Here is a 14,495-nt window from a genome sequence, read left to right on the forward strand (position 1 = left end):
CCCTCAACAATAGCGCCTGTGTGTACGCCACAAAAAATAAGTACCACAAAAAAGTAAGTCTGTTACAAAGTAACACCATACCTGGAGTAATTGAAGTTGCCGCTGCGGCTCTGCCGGGCAGATACCGCGAACTCAGCTCTGGTTAAAGCGCAGTAATGGCAGCAACCAGCTCTCTGCTTCACGGCAAATATGTCGCACCTGCTCCTCATCCAGTACGCGAAACAGTCGTTGCAGATAAGGATCGCTCCCCTCGCCTTCCAGCTGATAATTACCCTGCCAGGCCTGCAACAGTTTTACCCGCGCTTTCGCCTGAGTGGCATCATCCAGCAACAGGGAATCGCTTTTCTCGTCATAGCTGGCAGCCAGCCAGGCGCCGCCGGTTTTCGCCAGCAGTAATAGCGGCGCCGACATGCCCTGTCGATAGCCGTCGATAAAACGCGTCAGCCATTCGCTTGCCGCTTCAGGATCAATGGCATCGAAGGCCCACTGGCTCTCTTTACGCCCGTACATGCGGCTGCGACCCGTGCCGCCCATCCGGCAATACACCAGATGTTCCAGCCACAAAGTCAGGCCATCGTTAAAATTCAGTACGCCCGGACGCCAGCGCAGTAAACCATCGCTCTGCACCTGCGACAGCCAGCCGCTAAGCTGCACCTCACCGATCTGCAGATTAATCTCCCAGCTTTCACTGCTCTGCCGCTGTTCACGCACCTGTTCCGCCAGCGTGACCATCTCATCGCGCTGTGCCTGCCAGAACAGCTGGCCAAAGGCGCCATAAGGCAGATCGCCCGCCGCACGATGATAAGCAAACAGCTGATCGCCATCTTTGCCGTCAATCAGCGCATTGAGAAGCTGCGCGTTAATCTGGTAACGGCCAAGGCTGTCGAGCTCGAACGGTTCAGCGTCAGGCAGTTCGCTCTCTTCAAGGTGGAAACCAACGCCCAGTCGCATGCTAAAGAAAGCGCGAACCGGATGACGCCAGAAGCGCACCAGCTGATCGAAATTCAGTTCCGTCAGTTCCTGTACGGGCAGCGCCTGCATAAATGGCGGATGCGGTTCGCCACTGCCACTGGCCGCGGGCAGCCACTCGGCGGCAAAACTTTGATACTCGGCATCCGGCGCAAAATTTTCGGCGGCAAACGGCATGCGGCTGTGCAGATGTTGCAGATGCTCCCGCACCCGCTGCGCACTGCGGTCGACATCCAGTTTTTCATCGCCGGGCAGACAAAAACTTTGCGCAATATAATCCACTAACTCACTGACCAGTACCGATGGATAGCGTTCTGAATTATCCTGAATTGAGCGACCGATATAACTGATATACAGCTGTTTCTGCGCCGACAGCAGCGCTTCAAGGAACAGATAACGGTCGTCATCGCGACGACTGCGGTCGCCCTTACGCGGTTGCTGACTCATTAAATCAAAACCCAGCGGCGGCAGAGTACGTGGATAGACGCCATCATTCATCCCCAGCAGGCATACCACCTTAAACGGAATTGAACGCATCGGCATCAGGGTACAGAAGTTGACCGGTCCGGCGAGAAAGCGCTGGCTGATGCGCTGCTGATCGAGACGCGACGACAACTCATCACGCAGCAGCGTCAGCGGCACTGCCTGCTGATACTGCGCCTGAATACCAAAAGTGATCGCCTGCTGCCACTGCTCTTCAATCAGCGCCAGTGCCGCTTCGGTATTGGCATCTGCGACAAAGAAATCGTCCAGCAGCTGGCGACACTGCGGTAACCAGGCTTCCAGCTCACGCGCCTGCGACAGACGCTGACGCCACTGGTTTAGCTGCATCAGCAGCTCCGCGAGGTTGCCGGCCAGTTCGGCAATCAGGCCGCTTGATTCGTCGTAGGGCAAGATGCCCTGCCAGTCGCCGGACTCACTCTCCATAGCGTAACCCAGCAGCATGCGCGTAATACCGAAATGCCAGGTGTGCTGACCGGTGGCGGGCAGCGCCAGATCGCGCACGTTATCGTCATCCAGTCCCCAGCGAATACCGGATTCCGCTACCCACTGGCGCAGACGACGCAGGCCCGGTTCATCAATATTAAAGCGTGCCGCCAGCGCCGGAACCTCCAGCAGCGCCAGCACTTCTTCGCTGGCAAAGCGGCTGTCCGGCAGGCTGAGCAGGCTGAGAAAGGCCTGCAATGACGGATGCGCCTGACTGGCGCGACGGTCAGAGATGGCAAACGGCAGAAAACGCTCACTGGCGGCATTGCCGAATACCGCCTGAATAAACGGCGTATAGGCATCGATATCGGCGACCATCACAATAATGTCGCGTGGCGAGAGTTCAGGATTATCCGCCATCATCGCCAGCAGACGATCCTGCAACACTTCCACTTCACGCTGCGGGCTGTGGCAGATATGCAGGGCAATGGATCGATCCTGCAGCTGCAACAGACGCTTCTGCTCGCTGGTTGCCAGTTCCCCGGCGCTGATACCGATAACCGCGTTGTCATCCAGTTCCAGCATATCGCGCTGCACCGCCTGCAACAGCGAATCGGCCGCGACATCGACAAAGGCATCGATCTCCTGCGCTTCCATCTGCGCCAGTAAGAACAGATTGTCGCGGCCCAGTTTGCCCCACGAGGCCAGTAATGGATTACTTAGCTGCTGCTCACCGGCGGCATCAAACAGTGACGCGGCGTTATCCGCATCGCGAAACAGTCCGCTCTCGCGCTTTTGCTGGAAATGACGACGACGGCGACTTTGCAGCCTGGCGAGAAAACCATAGTCCTGAATATCGCCCCAGTAATGACGACAGGGATTGGTGAACAGCAGATGGATATCGATATGCCTGCCAAGCGCCTGAAGCGCCTGCAAATAGACCGGCGGCAATGCTGAGATGCCGCAGATAAATACCCGATCCGGCAGGCCAGCCGGGCGTTCGCTGCTCTGTTCCAGTCGCGAGATAAAGCGTGAATAGAGATTGGCGCGATGCCATTCCGGTTGCGCCAGCTGACGGGTATATTCCACCAGCGCTGCCCATAGCGGCGCCTGCCACTGCTCAGCCTCCCCAATATCCAGCAGCAGCTCTCCTTTCTCCCAGCGGTTCAGCCAGTCAGAACGGTAAACCAGATACTGGTCAAACAGATCGGCGACACGTGCCGCCAGCTGGAACAGCTTACGTTTATCATCGTCGTCGGTAAGATAGTGGTTCAGCGCAGTAAACTCGGGACGCGTCAGCATCTGCGGCAGCAGCGTCATCAGTTTCCAGCTCATGCTGGCTTTATTAAAGGCGCTCTCTTTGGGAATATCGGGCAATACGCGTACAAACATATCCCAGATAAAGCTGGCGGGCAGCGGGAATTCAATATTGGCGGCGATGCCAAAATGCTCGGCCAGCGACATCTGTAGCCACTGCGCCATTCCCGGACTCTGCACCAGCACCACTTCAGACTGAAAAGGATCACGTAACGGTTGGTTTTCAATATGATATGCCGCCAGCGATTTCAGTAAATCAAGCTGGTTGGAGTGGTAAACCGTAAACATCGTTGCTCCTGTTCAATCCTGCTAATGCGCGGCGCTGGCGTCGACACTGTAACCCGGATATAGCGCGAAGCAAACGCGCGATCGCGCAATTTACGCGGTGCAATACTATCAGGGGTCACAACGCAGCGTCGTCAGCTGCGCTTCACGTCCCAGTGGTCCGCGCGCCTGCGCGCTCAGTAACTGACAACCGCCAGGCCCGGGCTGCGCCAGCAGCTCCGTCTGCCAGCCATCGACCATATGCCCCTCAATACGTTGCGCGGCATTGCGCCATGCCTGACGCTGCTGCCACTGCTGGGCAAAGCCGGACGTCAGTACCCGCTGGTACTGCAACAATGCGGTTAAACTGAGGCTAAATAGCAGCAGGGCAAACAGCACTTCCGCCAGACTGAAACCCTGCTGCCGCTCAGTGAACATCAGGATCGCACTCCGCCGCATCGTTAAGCGGGCAGAAATCAATCCAGCCGTGGGCCAACGGCAGTACGCGCCCCTGCACGGCCGCATCAGGCTGCACCCAGCGCCAGAGGGTTAATGCAGGCCCGGCGTCATTAAGATGTTCGCCACGCAACAATCCGCGCTGGGCATTAGCGTCATTCAGGCAGGCACGCCACTGCTGCTGCGGTTCCGTCTGGCACTGCCAGCCGCTGTTTTCTGACCATAACAGCTGACTGCCCCATGCCAGCGCGCCCTGCGCTGCATAAAAATCGATAATATGCCGCCGCTCGTGGGCCACCAGCGACAACGAAGCCGCAAGCTGCTGACGCGTGGCATGCAGCAGCGCCGTTCCCAGTAGTAAGATCATCACCACCATACTCAATACCCCGCTTCCCTGTTGTTGGCTCATGGCAAATTCATTCCGTTTACCCACTGTTCCAGCGTCACCGCGCGCGCAGGCGAGGCCGGGTGATAACCACTTAATCTAAGTTTAATCGTGCGGTTATCACGCAACGCATAAAACTGGGTCAGCGTGACGGCCTGCGGGTCGGTAAGGCGCTCCCAGCCGCCGCCCTCACAACTGCTGACGCCGCGCTGCATCTCGAAGCTCTCATTACGTAAACGGTAACCATAAAATTCGCTTTCCGCATGAGCAGGCTCTTCCCAGCGGCCATTACTGTTTTCATCCCATCTGATGAGTATGCAGCGTCCGTTATCAGCAATCTGCAACCCCTCGCCGCTACACTGGCCATTGCAGTAACCGGCGCGGCGCAGCGCTTTCTCCAGCGTCATCATCAGTTGCTGTAGCTCCTCCTCAAGATGTAACTGCGCCATCAGCCGGATATTCTGCCCCTGAAGCTGTGGCAACAACCGCATGGCTCCCAGCATTAACACCCCGCTGAGCGCCATAACGATCAGCATTTCAATCAGGCTAAATCCTTGCGTTTTCACTGGCAGTTTCCCTGTTCTTCAGCTTTACACAGGCGGATACGCGCCCGCGCGGAGACAATAATCCGCCAGTTGCCCGCGCCATTGGCAAATTCGATATTGCCCGCCCGCGCCACATTTCGTTTGCCATAGAACCCCATCCCCTGAGTGAGATTCAGCAGCTGAACATCGGCATGGGGCGCGATCAGCTGGTCGCGTCGCCCGCTTTCACAAGCTCCGGCGGGCATCACGCCACTGCCGAGACACCAGCGTGCTCCCGGCTTCAGCCACAGCACCTGTTCGCTGTTGTGCCAGTTAGCCCAGGCACGCAGCTGGTGCAGGAAATGCTGGATCTGCTGTGCGGTCTCCGCCAGTCGCTGCTGCTGTTGCCAGCGTACCCAGCCGGCCATCGCGCTGACGCCAAGGATGCCAGCAATCATCAGCACGATAAGCAGTTCCGGCAAGGTATAGCCTTGTGAGTTTTTTGTTTTCATTGCAGATAATGTGAAGTAAACAATGGCAGGATACGAGCAGCATTGACGTACTTATCGGCATGGCGCGAAATAAGATTTACCCGTTTGCAGCCAGTCACATAGCGCTGTGATCCTGCTTCCGGATCGGCCACTGACTCGACGCCAGGATAAACAGACAAGGATGTCTTATGACGTATGAAACTGAACTGATTGCGGCAAACAGTGCAGAAATTGAGATTGAAGAATATAAAAATGAAAAGGTCTGGTAAGACTATGTTATCAGCAAGCATCCTGCTGATGGCTGCCTGTTACTTCTGGAGCCTTCGTCCTGTCAACGTCATCGGCGTTCATTACCACAATGATTTTAGCTATGTGATAGTTGACCACCTTCCTTTTACTGACAAAGCAAAAGTTAACTGGTGGTTAGATCATCAGCAGGAGTTCCGGGAGAAATACCATATCCCCGCGCCTTCAGAGTCAGGAAACTTTGATGTTTCGGTGTGGGCTGCCGGCAAAGGGTATCTCAATTACGATCAGAGCTATAAACAAGATTTGCTGTGCTTTAAAGATATGGAAAGCCAGGATAACTGTATTGAAAAAAATCTGTTACTTACCATCAAGAATATACCCGGGCAGAAGGTTTATTTTGTCATAGGGTTTCATGATAGCGTCTATCAACCGGACAATGATAAACGTTTAATTCGCGTACAATAAATGTCCGCCTTGCCCCGACATTTTCTGTACCGGGTACATCATAAACCATGCGGTGGCCAGCAAACTGACCACCGCAACCGTTAGTTAAATCGCTACCGGCGCTTTAATTGGCGGGTGGGGATCGTAACCCTCAATCTCGAAATCTTCGAAACGGTAATCAAAAATCGATGCAGGCTTACGCTTAATCACCAGCTTCGGCAACGGACGCGGCTCGCGCGACAGCTGCAGATCGGTCTGTTCCAGATGGTTGCTGTAGAGATGGGTATCACCACCGGTCCAGACAAAATCACCGACGGTCAGATCGCACTGCTGCGCCACCATATGCACCAGCAGCGCATAGCTGGCGATATTGAATGGCAGGCCAAGGAACACATCGCAGGAGCGCTGATACAGCTGGCAGGAGAGCTTTCCATCGGCAACATAGAACTGGAAGAAAGCGTGGCACGGCGCCAGCGCCATCTGATCCAGCTCACCAACGTTCCACGACGAGACGATAATACGGCGGGAATCCGGGTCCTGCTTCAGCTGTTCCAGCACTTTGCTGATCTGGTCAATCTGACGACCATCCGCCGCGCCCCAGCTGCGCCACTGCTTACCGTATACCGGGCCTAAATCACCGTTCTCATCCGCCCACTCATCCCAGATAGAGACTTTGTTCTCTTTCAGATAAGCGGTATTGGTATCACCCTGCAAAAACCACAGCAGCTCATGGATAATGGAGCGCAGATGGCAGCGTTTGGTAGTGACCAGCGGAAAACCTTCCTGCAGGTTGAAACGCATCTGATGGCCAAAAATCGACAGCGTGCCGGTTCCGGTACGATCGTTTTTCGCTGTGCCCTCAGCGAGCACTTTCTGCATTAAATCCAGATACTGTTTCATTTTTCCTCACGAAATTTGTTGCTGCGGGCGACGACGGTACGCCCAAATCATCATTATCACACCGGCCAGAATCATCGGCACCGACAGAATCTGACCCATGCTAATCACACCATCGAACAGGCCAAGCTGCGCGTCCGGCTGGCGGAAGAACTCAATAAAGATGCGGAAAGCGCCATAGCCGATCAGGAACAGGCCGGAGACGGCTCCCATCGGGCGCGACTTACGAATAAACAGGTTAAGAATGATAAACAGCACAATCCCTTCCAGCAGCAGTTCGTAAACCTGCGACGGATGACGCGGCAGTACACCGTAGGTGGCCAGCAGCGACTGCCACTGCGGATGGGTTGCCGCCAGCGCCACGTCTTCGCCACGCGAGCCGGGGAACAGCATTGCCCAAGGCAGATCCGGCGCCACACGGCCCCACAGCTCGCCATTAATAAAGTTGCCGAGGCGACCCGCGCCGAGGCCAAACGGAATCAGCGGCGCGATAAAATCCGACACCTGGAAGAAGTTGCGTTTGGTGCGGTGCGCAAACCACAGCATTACGCCGATCACGCCCAGCAAACCGCCGTGGAATGACATGCCGCCATCCCAGACTTTAAACAGGTAGAGGGGATTATCGAGGAACAGCGGCATGTTGTAGAACAACACGTAACCGATACGACCACCGAGGAACACGCCGAGGAAACCGGCATACAGCAGGTTTTCGACTTCGTCTTTGGTCCAGCCACTGCCAGGTTTATTGGCCCGGCGCACCGCCAGCCACATAGCAAAGACGAAACCCACCAGATACATCAGGCCGTACCAGTGAAGGGAAACCGGCCCGACAGAGAAGATCACCGGGTCGAATTGAGGGAAAGCCAGATAGCCGTTATTCATCTTTCACCATAAATTTTTGCCCTGAACGGGGGGCGGCTGAATGATTATACCAGTGCGCACAGGCGCTTATCCGCAGCGTTGTTGCCGCCTTGCGGCCATAAACCACAGATAATTAAGGCTGCGAATCATATCACAGCCCGAATTAATGCGGGGGCCAGAACGTGTAAACTTTAATAAAGCCTTGTTTCGCAGCGGCTTAACGTCCGCCACGAATCAATCCGCCCAGCCCGCGCTGCTCCATAAAAGCCGCTACCTGCTGACGAACGCCGCCAGCGGTATGCGCCAGCAGACTGCTCTCCGCCAGCTTTTCCGCCTCTTCGCGATCGATATGGCTGAGCAGATATTTCACCCGCGCCACATTACGCCCGTTCATGCTGAGATGGTGATAGCCGAGGCCAATCAGCAGCACCACACACATCGGGTCGCCCGCCATCTCGCCGCACAGACAGAGTTCAATGCCCGCACGCTCCGCCTGGATAGCGATACCCTGCAGGGCATGCAGCATCGCCGGGTGCAGACTGTCGTACAGGTTTGCCACCCGGGTATTGTTGCGATCGACGGCCAGCAGATACTGGGTTAAATCGTTGGTGCCAACCGAGACAAAATCGACGCGTCCGGCCAGATGCGGGATCATAAACAGCATCGACGGCACTTCAATCATAATGCCGATACGCGGTTGCGGAATAACGTAACCGAGCATCTCTTCGACTTCGCGTCCGGCGCGTTCGATCAGGCGTTTTGCGTCGTCGATCTCATCAATGCTGGTGATCATCGGCAACAGAATGCTCAGATTACCGGTCGCCGCATTGGCGCGCAGCATCGCCCGCACCTGCACCAGAAAGATCTCCGGCTGATCGAGCGTCAGACGGATGCCGCGCCAGCCGAGGCAGGGGTTCTCCTCGCTAATCGGCATATACGGCAGCTGTTTATCCGCGCCGATATCCAGCGTACGCAGCGTGACCGGCTTATTCAGAAACAGTTGCAGCATGCCCTGATACTGCGCCACCTGCTCCTCTTCCGAAGGAAAGCCGCTGTGCAGCATAAACGGGATTTCGGTACGATACAGGCCGACGCCATCCACCCAGCTGCCGAGCGCCTGCTCATGTTCGGCGCTGAGACCGGCATTCAGCATCACCTGCACGCGCTCGCCGCTTTTTAATGCGCCCTGCTGCTCAACAAGATCTTCCGCCATCTTGCTCAGCTCGTTCTCTTCGCTGATCAGGCGCTGATACTCCTGCACCAGCACCGGCTCGGGATCAACCAGCAGTTCGCCGCGATAGCCATCGACAATCAGTAAGCGTTTATTCAGCAGCTCCGGCTGAATATCGGCGCCCATCACCGTCGGGATGCCCATGGCGCGCGCCAGAATCGCGGCATGGGAGTTGGCGGCGCCATCGCGCACCACCACGCCAGCCAGACGATCCTGCGGCAACTCCGCCAGCGTGGTGGCGGTTAACTCGTCGGCCACCAGCACAAAGCGTTCTGGCCAGGCATTGGTGCCCTGCAGGCTGTCGTCGAGGTGAAACAGCAGGCGCTGGCCCAGCACGCGCAGGTCACCGGCGCGTTCGCGCAGATAGTTATCCTGCAGGCTGGCGAACTGCGCGGCAAATTTCTCAATCACGGTTTTCACCGCCCACTCCGCCACTGAACCGGCATCAATTTCGGCAAACAGATCGGTTTTCAGCCGCGCATCGCTTAGCAGGTGCGAATAGAGATCGAAGATCGCCGCACTCTCTTTCTGCACGCTGGCAGTGAAACGTTTACTGAAGCGGCGAAACTCATTTGAGGCTTCACCCATCGCCAGCAGCAGACGTTCGCGTTCACGCTGGCTGTCCAGCGTCGACGCGGCGGAAACCTGATCGAGCGACGGCTGGGTAGTATCAAGCCAGCCAGGCGCTACCGCCACGCCTGGCGCTGCGGCCAGCGCACGGATGCGCGTCTGTCTGAACTGGCCGAAAAGCTGATGAAGCTGGGACTGCGAAAGGAGGGTTGCCATCTGAGTGGCAAGGGTAACCAGGAAAGACTCTTCGCTCTCATCGAACTGGCGATGTTCACGCTGCTGCACCACCAGCACGCCAAGTAACTGGCGTCGGGTGATAATCGGCACGCCAAGGAAGGAGCGGAAGCGTTCCTCCTTTACGGCCGGCACGTATTTAAAACTCGGGTGCTTTTGCGCATCCGCGAGATTAATCGGCTCGGCCAGACGGCCAACCAGCCCGACAATCCCCTCATCAAACGCAAGCGTAACCGTGCGACCACGCGGCTTTTTCAGCCCGCGCGTTGCCATCAGGTAGTAGCATTGACGATCGTGGTCAGCGAGATACACCGAGCAGACTTCAATATCCATCGCCAGGCAAATCTCGTTAACCAGGATCTCCAGCGACTCATTTAAGCGCGGAGCGCCCGCCACTTTCTCAACAATATCGCGCAACTGAGTGAGCATAATCTGCGTGGCTTAACCTCTTTTCCGTCGATAAGCAGGCGCATTGCGCTGCACAGAACTCTCCTGCAACGGCATTACCACACCAGAAAACTCTTTCATAACGCGGCGGTAAACATCACGTTTAAAAGAAACCACCTGGCGTACCGGATACCAGAAGCTCACCCAGCGCCAGCCATCGAACTCTGGCGTGCTGCTGGTTTGCATATTGATATCCGCGTCATTACACATCAACTGCAGAAGAAACCACTTTTGTTTCTGGCCGATACAAACCGGCTTTGTGTCCCAACGCACCAAACGTTTTGGCAACTTATAACGTAACCAGTTACGGGTAGAAGCAAGAATACGGACGTCTTTCCGGTGTAAACCAACTTCTTCGAAAAGTTCGCGGTACATCGCCTGTTCCGCAGTCTCACCAGGATTAATCCCTCCCTGAGGAAACTGCCAGGAGTGTTGCCCATAACGCCTGGCCCACAACACTTGTCCCTGCTTATTACAGATTACGATACCAACATTCGGGCGGTAGCCATCATCATCGATCACCGGACTACCTCAAACTAATACTCGGATGTTCTGATTGTTTCATACTCCTTACAGGCGGTAAACCACTGGTTACGGCTGTGAACAACGGATAACAATGGGATAACTCACAGATATCAGCAAAGTTATAAACAGGAGCGACTAAAAAAGGGCGATCTTATTCACGTTTTCTGTGGATAGCTTTGTGCAGAACTCGGTACATAACCGGGTAAAACTTTTTGCGGCAAGAGAAAAACGATTTTTAACCTTAGGAATTAACCTATATTAATCAATCCGATGATAAGGTTGATCACAGGCTTTAGCGGCTTAATAAGCTCCACTAAATAGCCCTGTTTTCGTAACTGGTGAAAGATCGAACGCTGAGCTTTTTATCCACAGATTATGCCAATAAGTTACGCACAAAATGCACTGTTCGCGTAAAAAAGCGGGTCGTCAAGGCTGTAAATCAAAACAGTATTCTTTTAAAAAGCGACTTATCCCACATTTCTGTGGATAACCGGGGGGTAGAACCTGTTCATTGTTGATGACAACATGGGAAAACCCGCCACACGGCAAAAAGTGGCGGCTGGCGTGCAGGGTAAAAAAGCATGAGTAATCATGCTATTATTGCTGTTTTACACAACAGACTGGGCGCGTGATTTATTATGCGTCATAACTGACTGTTTTTTAACCTTCACCGCAGGAATTGTTATGGCTGTTGATTTTCCGTCTATTCTTCCGCCGGAAGATGAAGCCACCTTGCTGGCGCGTGCGCAGGCGCTGGCTGGCTTTACGCTGGCAGAACTGGCCCTGAAAGCGCAGTTGCCGATACCGGCGGATCTGAAACGGGATAAAGGCTGGGTAGGCGCACTGCTGGAGATCCATCTCGGCGCCAGCGCTGGCAGTAAGCCCGAACAGGACTTCGCTGCCATCGGCATCGAACTGAAAACCATTCCGGTAGACAGCCTGGGACGACCGCTGGAAACCACCTTTGTTTGCGTGGCGCCGCTGACCGGCAATAGCGGCGTGACCTGGCACAACAGCCATGTGCGCCACAAACTGACGCGGGTGCTATGGATCCCGGTTGAAGGCGATCGCGCCATCCCGCTGGCTGAACGCCGCGTCGGCGCGCCGCTGCTGTGGAGTCCGAGCGCCGCCGAAGAGGATCAGCTGCGACGCGACTGGGAAGAGTTAATGGATATGATTGTGCTTGGTCAGGTGGAGCGTATCACTGCACGCCATGGTGAAGTGCTGCAAATTCGCCCTAAAGCTGCTAACAGCAAAGCACTGACTGAAGGGATCGGTGCAAACGGTCAGCCGATTATGACCCTGCCGCGCGGCTTTTATCTGAAGAAAACCTTTACCGGCCCACTGCTGGCACGGCACTTTTTACTTTAAAGTTTTCCCGCCGCTGTCAATCATCGGTATAATCGCCGTTTAACTTTCGTTTAGGATACGCTGGCACAATGTTTGACTGGATTGCAGACCCCAATGCCTGGTTGGCGCTCGGAACGCTGACCATTCTGGAAATCGTTCTTGGTATTGATAATATTATCTTCCTTTCACTGGTTGTCGCTAAGCTACCAAAGCATCAACAGAACAAAGCACGCCGCCTGGGTCTGGCTGGCGCAATGCTGATGCGCTTAGGACTGCTGGCGTCGATAGCCTGGGTTATTCGCCTGACCACCCCGCTGTTCACCCTGATGGACCACGCTTTTTCAGCACGCGATCTGATTCTGCTGTTTGGTGGCCTGTTCCTGTTGTGGAAATCGAGTATGGAGATCCATGAAACCATTGAGGGCGGTGAAAGCGAAAATAACACCAATGTGCACTCCTTTTTTGGCGCCATCGTGCAGATTATGCTGCTGGATATTATTTTCAGCCTCGATTCGGTAATTACCGCCGTCGGCCTCTCTGACCATCTGTTTATTATGATGGCCGCAGTGGTGATCGCGGTGGGCGTAATGATGTTTGCCGCCCGGGCGGTCGGTGAGTTTGTTGATCGCCATCCATCGGTGAAAATGCTGGCGCTGGCATTCCTGATTCTGGTCGGTTTTACCCTGATTCTGGAAAGTTTTAACATCCATGTACCAAAAGGTTACATTTATTTCGCCATGTTCTTCTCCATGGCGGTAGAGAGCCTGAACCTGATGCGTAGCCGGAAAAAACCGCAGTAATCCCTGTCAATGGCGAGTTGTGCTCGCCATTGCAATTCAGAATCGTGCGATTAACGTCCCACAGTAAATGGTTTATTACTACACTGGTAAACTGAAGAGAAAACTGAGGGAGAGCATGGATGAAGTGGATGTTAAGTACAGCCGCGATCGCAGTAGCGCTACTGGTAAGCGGTTGTAGCAGTGATTATGTGATGGCGACGAAAGACGGCAATATGATTATGACCGATGGCAAACCGGTTATCGATAAAGATACCGGGCTGGTAAAATATGTCGATCAGTCGGGACATGAATTGCAGATCAACGGTGACGAAGTCTCTACCATCATCGAGCGTTAATCCTCCTGAATTTTACCTGCTGCACTCTTTCCGGAGATGCGGCGGGCTTAACCTGCGCATTTCCCGTTAAATCCCCTCTTCCCCCTCTGCGCCAGCACGGGTTATAGTCAAAAAAGCTGCAACAGGAATTAACCTTTCCATAATGAAAAAAGGAAGCCGGCAAATGCAATATCACCGCATCCCCCATAGCACACTGGAAGTCAGCACGCTGGGGTTAGGAACCATGACGTTTGGTGAGCAAAATAGCGAAGCCGACGCCCATGCTCAACTGGATTTGGCATTAAGTTCCGGTATCAATCTGATTGATACTGCTGAGATGTACCCGGTGCCACCGCGCCCGGAAACCCAGGGGTTAACCGAAAGCTATATTGGTAGCTGGATCAAGGCGCGCGGCAACCGCGATAAAATCGTGCTGGCGTCGAAAGTCGCCGGGCCGTCACGCGGCAATGATGCCTCGATTCGTCCGCAGCAGGCGCTGGATCGTAAAAATATCCGTGAGGCGCTGGACGCTTCATTAAAACGTCTGAATACCGACTATCTCGATCTTTACCAGCTGCACTGGCCACAGCGCCCGGCGAACTACTTTGGCAAGCTGGGATATGAATACAGCGACGCCAGCGTGCCGGTTACGTTGCTGGAAACCCTGGAAGCGCTGAACGAGCAGGTACGCGCCGGTAAAATTCGTTATATCGGCGTGTCTAACGAAACCGCCTGGGGCGTAATGCGTTACCTGCAACTGGCGGAAAAACATGAGCTGCCGCGCATCGTCACCATTCAGAACCCCTACAGCCTGCTGAACCGCAGTTTTGAAGTGAATCTGGCGGAGATCAGCCAGCATGAAGGCGTCGAACTGCTGGCCTATTCGAGCCTGGCGTTTGGTACGCTGAGCGGGAAATATCTGAATGGCGCGAAACCGGCTGGCGCGCGTAATACGCTGTTTAGTCGTTTTACCCGTTACAGTGGCGAACAGTCGCAACAGGCAATTGCCGAGTATGTGGCATTAGCCGGTAAGCATAATCTGGATCCGTCACAGATGGCGCTGGCCTTTGTGCGTCAGCAACCGTTTGTCGCCAGTACCTTATTAGGCGCCACCACGCTGGAACAGCTGAAGATCAATATCGACAGCTTCAACCTGACGCTGGATGAAGAGGTGATGCAGGGGCTGGAAGCGATTCATCGTCGTTATACCTATCCGGCTCCCTGATAGCGCATTAACACG

14 protein-coding genes are annotated in these 14,495 nt (G+C 54.8%); 5 read left to right on the plus strand and 9 right to left on the minus strand.

Annotated features, from left to right (window positions below; all coding sequences use genetic code 11):
• Window positions 1-132: 132 nt before the first annotated feature.
• The 5 genes from recC to J2125_RS06580 all read right to left on the minus strand — a co-directional run bounded on the left by recC (window position 133) and on the right by J2125_RS06580 (window position 5,354).
• A complete protein-coding gene (gene recC / locus J2125_RS06560; RefSeq protein ID WP_017803579.1) occupies window positions 133-3,501 on the minus strand; it encodes an exodeoxyribonuclease V subunit gamma in 3,369 nt (1,122 codons plus the stop codon).
• Window positions 3,502-3,609: 108 nt separating this feature from the next.
• A complete protein-coding gene (locus J2125_RS06565; RefSeq protein ID WP_017803578.1) occupies window positions 3,610-3,915 on the minus strand; it encodes a prepilin-type N-terminal cleavage/methylation domain-containing protein in 306 nt (101 codons plus the stop codon).
• Entirely contained in the window at window positions 3,905-4,342 is a 438-nt protein-coding gene (locus J2125_RS06570; RefSeq protein WP_040462577.1) for a DUF2509 family protein, read from the minus strand. The genes J2125_RS06565 and J2125_RS06570 overlap by 11 nt, the downstream gene beginning before the upstream one ends.
• Window positions 4,339-4,890: a prepilin peptidase-dependent protein gene (locus J2125_RS06575; RefSeq protein ID WP_026112058.1), complete on the minus strand. Its 552-nt coding sequence runs from the start codon at window positions 4,888-4,890 to the stop codon at window positions 4,339-4,341. The genes J2125_RS06570 and J2125_RS06575 overlap by 4 nt, the downstream gene beginning before the upstream one ends.
• A complete protein-coding gene (locus J2125_RS06580) occupies window positions 4,881-5,354 on the minus strand; it encodes a prepilin peptidase-dependent protein (protein WP_017803575.1) in 474 nt (157 codons plus the stop codon). The genes J2125_RS06575 and J2125_RS06580 overlap by 10 nt, the downstream gene beginning before the upstream one ends.
• Before the next feature lie 252 nt (window positions 5,355-5,606).
• Between J2125_RS06580 and J2125_RS06585 the strand changes: the two genes are divergently transcribed.
• Entirely contained in the window at window positions 5,607-6,047 is a 441-nt protein-coding gene (locus J2125_RS06585) for a DUF943 family protein (RefSeq protein WP_017803573.1), read from the plus strand.
• Between the two features lie 84 nt (window positions 6,048-6,131).
• On the opposite strand, the gene thyA is transcribed toward J2125_RS06585, so the two are convergent.
• From thyA to rppH, 4 genes are all read right to left on the minus strand, one after another.
• The gene (gene thyA / locus J2125_RS06590) at window positions 6,132-6,926 is read right to left on the minus strand and encodes a thymidylate synthase (RefSeq protein WP_017803572.1); all 795 of its coding nucleotides are present in this window, start codon (window positions 6,924-6,926) and stop codon (window positions 6,132-6,134) included.
• A 6-nt stretch (window positions 6,927-6,932) separates the two neighbouring features.
• Entirely contained in the window at window positions 6,933-7,805 is an 873-nt protein-coding gene (gene lgt, locus J2125_RS06595; RefSeq protein WP_017803571.1) for a prolipoprotein diacylglyceryl transferase, read from the minus strand.
• Between the two features lie 196 nt (window positions 7,806-8,001).
• Window positions 8,002-10,248, minus strand: coding sequence for a phosphoenolpyruvate--protein phosphotransferase (ptsP, locus tag J2125_RS06600; protein ID WP_017803570.1), 2,247 nt, complete (start codon window positions 10,246-10,248; stop codon window positions 8,002-8,004).
• A gap of 12 nt (window positions 10,249-10,260) precedes the next feature.
• Window positions 10,261-10,788, minus strand: coding sequence for an RNA pyrophosphohydrolase (rppH, locus tag J2125_RS06605; RefSeq protein ID WP_017803569.1), 528 nt, complete (start codon window positions 10,786-10,788; stop codon window positions 10,261-10,263).
• Window positions 10,789-11,475: 687 nt separating this feature from the next.
• On the opposite strand from rppH, the gene mutH reads away from it, so the two are divergent.
• From mutH to J2125_RS06625, 4 genes are all read left to right on the plus strand, one after another.
• Entirely contained in the window at window positions 11,476-12,162 is a 687-nt protein-coding gene (mutH, locus tag J2125_RS06610) for a DNA mismatch repair endonuclease MutH (RefSeq protein ID WP_017803568.1), read from the plus strand.
• Between the two features lie 68 nt (window positions 12,163-12,230).
• Window positions 12,231-12,941, plus strand: a complete 711-nt coding sequence (locus J2125_RS06615; RefSeq protein ID WP_017803567.1) for a TerC family protein — start codon at window positions 12,231-12,233, stop codon at window positions 12,939-12,941.
• A 119-nt stretch (window positions 12,942-13,060) separates the two neighbouring features.
• A complete protein-coding gene (locus J2125_RS06620; protein WP_026112057.1) occupies window positions 13,061-13,276 on the plus strand; it encodes a YgdI/YgdR family lipoprotein in 216 nt (71 codons plus the stop codon).
• A 163-nt stretch (window positions 13,277-13,439) separates the two neighbouring features.
• Window positions 13,440-14,480 (plus strand): NADP(H)-dependent aldo-keto reductase, encoded by a 1,041-nt coding sequence (locus J2125_RS06625; protein WP_026112056.1) that lies wholly within the window; start codon window positions 13,440-13,442, stop codon window positions 14,478-14,480.
• The last annotated feature ends 15 nt before the right edge of the window (window positions 14,481-14,495 follow it).

This window comes from Winslowiella toletana (assembly GCF_017875465.1).
GTDB lineage: Bacteria > Pseudomonadota > Gammaproteobacteria > Enterobacterales > Enterobacteriaceae > Erwinia > Erwinia toletana.

Coding starts and splice junctions, on each gene's coding strand:
- recC (WP_017803579.1), bottom strand. CDS start 3,501: ATGTTTACGGTTTACCACTCCAACCAGCTTGATTTACTGAAATCGCTG.
- J2125_RS06565 (WP_017803578.1), bottom strand. CDS start 3,915: ATGTTCACTGAGCGGCAGCAGGGTTTCAGTCTGGCGGAAGTGCTGTTT.
- J2125_RS06570 (WP_040462577.1), bottom strand. CDS start 4,342: ATGAGCCAACAACAGGGAAGCGGGGTATTGAGTATGGTGGTGATGATC.
- J2125_RS06580 (WP_017803575.1), bottom strand. CDS start 5,354: ATGAAAACAAAAAACTCACAAGGCTATACCTTGCCGGAACTGCTTATC.
- J2125_RS06585 (WP_017803573.1), top strand. CDS start 5,607: ATGTTATCAGCAAGCATCCTGCTGATGGCTGCCTGTTACTTCTGGAGC.
- thyA (WP_017803572.1), bottom strand. CDS start 6,926: ATGAAACAGTATCTGGATTTAATGCAGAAAGTGCTCGCTGAGGGCACA.
- lgt (WP_017803571.1), bottom strand. CDS start 7,805: ATGAATAACGGCTATCTGGCTTTCCCTCAATTCGACCCGGTGATCTTC.
- ptsP (WP_017803570.1), bottom strand. CDS start 10,248: ATGCTCACTCAGTTGCGCGATATTGTTGAGAAAGTGGCGGGCGCTCCG.
- mutH (WP_017803568.1), top strand. CDS start 11,476: ATGGCTGTTGATTTTCCGTCTATTCTTCCGCCGGAAGATGAAGCCACC.
- J2125_RS06615 (WP_017803567.1), top strand. CDS start 12,231: ATGTTTGACTGGATTGCAGACCCCAATGCCTGGTTGGCGCTCGGAACG.
- J2125_RS06620 (WP_026112057.1), top strand. CDS start 13,061: ATGAAGTGGATGTTAAGTACAGCCGCGATCGCAGTAGCGCTACTGGTA.
- J2125_RS06625 (WP_026112056.1), top strand. CDS start 13,440: ATGCAATATCACCGCATCCCCCATAGCACACTGGAAGTCAGCACGCTG.